Source organism: Streptomyces sp. NPDC107522 (assembly GCF_055657525.1).
Genome location: NZ_JBVKAU010000005.1, coordinates 367342 through 373341, shown reverse-complemented (window position 1 = coordinate 373341; position 6000 = coordinate 367342). Strand labels below are relative to the sequence as shown.

6 protein-coding genes are annotated in these 6000 nt (G+C 70.3%); 5 read left to right on the top strand and 1 reads right to left on the bottom strand.

Annotation, left to right across the window (positions count from 1 at the left end; genetic code table 11):
- The first annotated feature begins 444 nt into the window (after positions 1-444).
- The 5 genes from fasR to fabF all read left to right on the top strand — a co-directional run bounded on the left by fasR (position 445) and on the right by fabF (position 5388).
- A complete protein-coding gene (gene fasR / locus ACZ7L6_RS18840; protein WP_471925181.1) occupies positions 445-1650 on the top strand; it encodes a fatty acid biosynthesis transcriptional regulator FasR in 1206 nt (401 codons plus the stop codon).
- Positions 1651-1739: 89 nt separating this feature from the next.
- Positions 1740-2651 carry an ACP S-malonyltransferase gene (locus ACZ7L6_RS18835; protein ID WP_471925693.1) on the top strand — a complete coding sequence of 304 codons (912 nt, stop codon included), beginning with the start codon at positions 1740-1742 and terminating at the stop codon, positions 2649-2651.
- Positions 2652-2667: 16 nt separating this feature from the next.
- Positions 2668-3669, top strand: coding sequence for a beta-ketoacyl-ACP synthase 3 (locus ACZ7L6_RS18830; protein ID WP_471925179.1), 1002 nt, complete (start codon positions 2668-2670; stop codon positions 3667-3669).
- Between the two features lie 113 nt (positions 3670-3782).
- Complete coding sequence (locus tag ACZ7L6_RS18825) at positions 3783-4031, top strand: acyl carrier protein (protein WP_004001566.1); 249 nt, start codon at positions 3783-3785, stop codon at positions 4029-4031.
- A gap of 85 nt (positions 4032-4116) precedes the next feature.
- Positions 4117-5388, top strand: coding sequence for a beta-ketoacyl-ACP synthase II (gene fabF / locus ACZ7L6_RS18820; RefSeq protein ID WP_471925177.1), 1272 nt, complete (start codon positions 4117-4119; stop codon positions 5386-5388).
- 64 nt (positions 5389-5452) lie between these two features.
- On the opposite strand, the gene ACZ7L6_RS18815 is transcribed toward fabF, so the two are convergent.
- Positions 5453-5947: a DUF3145 domain-containing protein gene (locus ACZ7L6_RS18815; protein WP_194046559.1), complete on the bottom strand. Its 495-nt coding sequence runs from the start codon at positions 5945-5947 to the stop codon at positions 5453-5455.
- Positions 5948-6000 lie beyond the last annotated feature (53 nt).

Below are 6000 nucleotides of genomic sequence, written 5' to 3'. Positions count from 1 at the left end.
CCCCCACATGACGCCGAGCAAGAGCCACCCGACCGCACTGCCCCATATGACGCCGGGCAAGAGCCCACCCAACCGCACTGCCCCCACATGACGCCGAGCAAGAGCCACCCGACCGCACTGCCCCATATGACGCCGGGCAAGAGCCCACCCAACCGCACTGCCCCCACATGACGCCGGGCAAGAGCCCACCAACCCGCACTGGGCCGACGACACCGGCCGCGAGGGAGCCGTAGGGGCGCGTCGGTGTCGAGAGTACGAGCGCGCGGAGGCGCGCAGCGCCGAGCACGGTCGTGCTCTCGACACCGACATGTGGCGCCCCGAAGGCGACCGAGCCAGACATTCAGCACACCAGCCACAAAAAGCACCACACAGCCAACCGAGCTACGAGGCACGTCACCACCCCTCCGGCACGCACACCCGTCCCGATAAGGCAGTCTTGTCCCCGTGCCCGAACCCGAAGCCCGTAAGTCCCAAGCCGCCGCGCACGACGTCCACCCCCATGCCGCGACCCTGAAGCGGCTCGAGAAGTCCTCCGGTTCTCTCGCCGCGCAGGCCATCGCGCGGATGGACGAGACGCTGCCGTGGTACCGGGCCATGCCCCCGGAGAACCGTTCCTGGATCGGTCTCGTCGCCCAGGCCGGTATCGCCGCCTTCACCGAGTGGTTCCGGCATCCCGACGCGCCCCAGGCCATCTCCACCGACGTGTTCGGGACCGCGCCCCGCGAGCTGACCCGCGCCATCACCCTCCGCCAGACCGTCGAGATGGTGCGCACGACCATCGAGGTCATGGAGTCGGCCATCGACGAGGTGGCGGCGCCGGGTGACGAGAGCGTGCTGCGCGAAGCCCTGCTCGTGTACGCCCGTGAGATCGCCTTCGCCACCGCGCAGGTCTACGCCCAGGCCGCCGAGGCACGCGGTGCCTGGGACGCTCGGCTGGAGTCGCTCGTCGTCAACGCCGTGCTCAGCGGGGAGGCCGACGAGGGGGCGGTCAGCCGCGCCGCCGCACTCGGCTGGAACTCCCCCGAACACGTCTGCGTCGTGCTCGGCACCGCACCCGACGGGGACTCCGAGCTGACCGTCGAGGCCATCCGGCGGGCCGCCCGGCATGCCAAGTTGCAGGTGCTGACCGGCGTGCTCGGGGACCGGCTCGTCGTCATCGCGGGCGGAAGCGACAACCCGCTCGCCGTCGCCAAGCCGCTCATCGGGCCGTTTGCCGCCGGGCCCGTCGTCGCGGGGCCCGTCGTGCCGGATCTGCTGGCCGCGACACGGTCGGCGCAGGCCGCGGCCGCCGGGCTGAAGGCGTGTTCCGCCTGGCAGGACGCCCCGCGGCCGGTACTCGCGGACGATCTGCTTCCGGAACGTGCCATCGCGGGGGATCCCGGTGCGCGCGAGCAGTTGGTGGAGGAGATCTACAGACCGCTGGAGGAGGCCGGGTCGGCTCTCCTGGAGACGCTCTCCGTCTATCTCGAGCAGGCGAGCAGTCTGGAGGGCGCCGCGCGGATGCTGTTCGTGCATCCCAACACCGTGCGCTACCGGCTTCGACGTGTGACTGACGTCACCGGCTGGTCGCCGTCCGATGTACGCTCTGCGTTCACTTTGCGCATCGCGCTGATCCTGGGGCGTCTGGTGGATGGAGATCTTCAGCTCTAGGGTTTTGTCGGGGGCCCACAAAACCCCCTCGCGTTCTTCGTCCTTGTCCCCACGGGCGGCGTCGGCCGTCCCCAAGAGAGAGTGTGAGAGTGCTCGTACTCGTCGCTCCCGGCCAGGGCGCCCAGACGCCCGGCTTCCTGACCCCCTGGCTCGAACTCCCCGGTGCCGCCGACCGCGTCGCCGCGTGGTCCGACGCCATCGGACTGGACCTCGCCCACTACGGCACGCAGGCCGACGCGGACGCGATCCGGGACACGGCGGTGGCGCAGCCGCTGCTCGTCGCGGCCGGCATCCTGTCCGCCGCGGCACTCGGTGACATTCAGCCGGGCGCCGTCGCGGGACACAGCGTCGGTGAGATCACCGCGGCCGCCTACGCGGGCGTCCTCGACGACACCGCCGCGCTGACCCTGGTGCGCAAGCGTGGCCTGGCCATGGCCGAGGCCGCCGCGATCACCGAGACCGGTATGTCGGCGCTGCTCGGCGGCGACCCGGAGACCTCGGTCGCGCACCTGGAGAAGCTCGGCCTGACCCCGGCGAACATCAACGGCGCCGGTCAGATCGTGGCCGCGGGCACGATGGAGCAGCTCGCCGCGCTGAACGAGGACAAGCCCGAGGGCGTGCGCAAGGTCGTCCCGCTGAAGGTCGCGGGCGCCTTCCACACGCACCACATGGGCCCCGCGGTCGAGAAGCTGGCCGAGGCCGCCAAGGAGCTCGTGCCCGCCGACCCGAAGCTCACCTACGTCTCCAACAAGGACGGCCGTACGGTCGCCACCGGCGCCGAGGTGCTGGAGCGCCTCGTCGGGCAGGTCGCCAACCCGGTCCGCTGGGACCTGTGCATGGAGACCTTCAAGGAGCTCGGCGTCACGGCCCTGATCGAGGCGTGCCCGGGTGGCACGCTGACCGGTCTGGCCAAGCGCGCGCTGCCGGGTGTGCAGACCCTGGCGCTCAAGACCCCCGACGACCTGGACGCTGCTCGCGAGCTCATCGCCGAGCACGCCTGACAAGGAGCCCCGGAGCATGGCGAAGCTGAAGCCCAGCAAGGGCGCCCCGTACGCACGCATCCTCGGTGTCGGTGGTTACCGCCCGACGCGGGTCGTGCCCAACGAGGTGATCCTCGAGAAGATCGACTCGTCCGACGAGTGGATCCGTTCGCGCTCCGGCATCGAGACGCGGCACTGGGCGAACGACGAGGAGACCGTCGCCGCGATGTCGATCGAGGCGTCCGGCAAGGCGATCGCCGACGCCGGTATCTCCGCCGAGCAGATCGGCGGCGTGATCGTCTCGACCGTCTCGCACTTCAAGCAGACCCCGGCCGTCGCCACCGAGATCGCCGACAAGCTCGGCACGAACAAGGCCGCCGCCTTCGACATCTCGGCCGGCTGCGCGGGCTTCGGCTACGGCCTCACCCTCGCCAAGGGCATGATCGTCGAGGGCTCCGCCGAGTACGTCCTCGTCATCGGCGTCGAGCGGCTGTCCGACCTGACCGACCTGGAGGACCGGGCGACGGCCTTCCTGTTCGGCGACGGCGCCGGCGCGGTCGTCGTGGGCCCGTCCCAGGAGCCGGCCATCGGCCCGACCGTCTGGGGCTCGGAGGGCGACAAGTCCGAGACGATCAAGCAGACCGTGCCGTGGACGGACTACCGCTCCGGCGAGGTCGACAAGTTCCCTGCGATCACGCAGGAGGGCCAGGCGGTGTTCCGCTGGGCCGTGTTCGAGATGGCGAAGGTCGCCCAGCAGGCGCTGGAGGCGGCCGGGATCACCTCGGACGACCTGGACGTCTTCATCCCTCACCAGGCCAACGAGCGGATCATCGACTCGATGGTGAAGACTCTCAAGCTGCCGGAGCACGTCACGGTCGCCCGCGACGTGCGCACCACCGGCAACACCTCGGCCGCCTCGATTCCGCTCGCGATGGAGCGGCTTCTGGCGACCGGCGAGGCGAAGAGCGGCGACACCGCGCTAGTCATCGGATTCGGGGCGGGTCTCGTGTACGCCGCCACGGTCGTTACTCTCCCCTAGGCACTCCGTGCCGGATCATGCGAACCGGCACGGGAACAGCACCACCTGCCGCTGCCGCGGCGGGCGCCAAAACCCTCCGAACAACCCTGAACAAACAACGAAGGAGCGCCAAGATGGCCGCCACTCAGGAAGAGATCGTCGCCGGTCTCGCCGACATCGTGAACGAGATCGCCGGCATCCCGGTTGAGGACGTCCAGCTGGACAAGTCCTTCACCGACGACCTGGACGTCGACTCGCTGTCCATGGTCGAGGTCGTCGTCGCCGCCGAAGAGCGCTTCGACGTCAAGATCCCGGACGAGGACGTCAAGAACCTCAAGACCGTGGGCGACGCGACCGACTACATCCTCAAGCACCAGGGCTGATCCACCGATCAGGCCCCAGGGCTGAACTGCCCCGCCACCCGGCGGTGGCGCCGCTGAATCCCCATTCCTTGGAGAAAGAATTCCCGTGAGCTCGACCAATCGCACCGTGGTCGTCACCGGTATCGGCGCAACCACACCGCTGGGTGGCGACGCAGCCTCTACCTGGGAGGGCCTCATCGCCGGCAAGTCCGGCGTCAAGCCCCTGGAGCAGGACTGGGCCGCCGAGCAGGCGGTCAAAATCGCCGCGCCGGTCGCCGTGGAGCCGACCGAGGTCATCCCGCGGCCGCAGGCCCGCCGCCTGGACCGCTCGGCGCAGTTCGCGCTGATCGCCGCGCAGGAGGCCTGGAAGGACGCCGGGTTCGAGGCGAAGGCCGGCGAGGACCCCAACGTCGACCCCGACCGCCTCGGCGCGGTCATCGCCTCCGGCATCGGTGGCGTGACGACGCTGCTCGACCAGTACGACGTGCTGAAGGAGAAGGGCGTTCGCCGCGTCTCCCCGCACACCGTGCCCATGCTGATGCCGAACAGCCCCTCCGCCAACGTGGGTCTGGCCGTGGGCGCCCGCGCGGGCGTGCACACGCCGGTCTCCGCGTGCGCGTCGGGCGCCGAGGCCATCGGCTACGCCATCGAGATGATCCGTACGGGCCGCGCCGACGTCGTCGTCGCGGGTGGCACGGAGGCGGCCATCCACCCGCTGCCGATCGCCGCGTTCGGCAACATGATGGCGATGTCCAAGAACAACGAGAACCCCGAAGGTGCCTCGCGTCCCTACGACGTCGCCCGTGACGGCTTCGTCCTCGGTGAGGGCGCGGGTGTCGTCGTCCTGGAGTCCGCCGAGCACGCCGCCAAGCGCGGGGCCCGCGTGTACGCCGAGGCGGTCGGGCAGGGCATCTCCGCCGACAGCCACGACATCGTGCAGCCCGAGCCCGAGGGTCGCGGTATCTCGCACGCCCTGCAGAACCTCCTTGAGCGGACCGACCTGGACCCGGCGGAGATCGTGCACGTCAACGCGCACGCGACGTCGACGCCGGCCGGTGACATCGCCGAGCTGAAGGCGCTGCGGAAGGTGTTCGGGGACGACGCCGACCACATGGCCGTGTCGGCCACGAAGTCGATGACCGGGCATCTGCTGGGTGGTGCCGGTGGTGTGGAGACGGTCGCGACCGTGCTCGCGCTGTACCACCGGGTGGCTCCGCCGACCATCAACGTCGAGAACCTGGACCCGGAGGCCGAGGCGAATGCCGACGTCGTCCGTGGTGAGGCGCGGAAGCTGCCCGTTGAGGGCCGGATCGCCGCGCTGAACGACTCGTTCGGGTTCGGCGGGCACAACGTGGTGCTGGCGTTCAGGACGATCTGAGCAGCATCCATACGTACGTGAAGGGCCCCACCTCGAAAGGTGGGGCCCTTCACGTGTCCCTGCTTCACACCACCTGGTGCAACCAGCGCACCGGAGCTCCCTCACCCGCATACCGGAACGGCTCCAACTCGTCGTCCCACGGCTTGCCCAGAAGCTTGGCGATTTCCGCCTCCAGGTCCGTCTCGCCGCGCTGCGAGCGGGCCAGCGCCGCGCGCAGGCGGTCCTCGGGGATCAGGATGTCGCCGTGGATGCCTGTCACCGCGTGGAAGATGCCCAGGTCGGGGGTGCAGCTGTAGCGTTCGCCCTCGGCGGTGGGGCAGGGCTCGGCCGTGACCTCGAAGCGGAGCAGGTGCCAGCCGCGCAGGGCCGACGCCAGTTTGGAGGCGGTGCCCGCCTCGCCCTGCCAGGAGAACTCCGAGCGCCAGGTGCCGGGGGCGGCCGGCTGCCGGATCCAGTCGAGGTTGACGCGCGTGCCGAGCACCCCGGCGACGGCCCACTCGACGTGCGGGCACAGCGCGCGCGGCGCGGAGTGCACGTACAGAACTCCACGTGTCGTCACCGGTACCTCCGGGCAGAGCGGACATCTTGCGAACTGGCGGACGATCGTGGCCG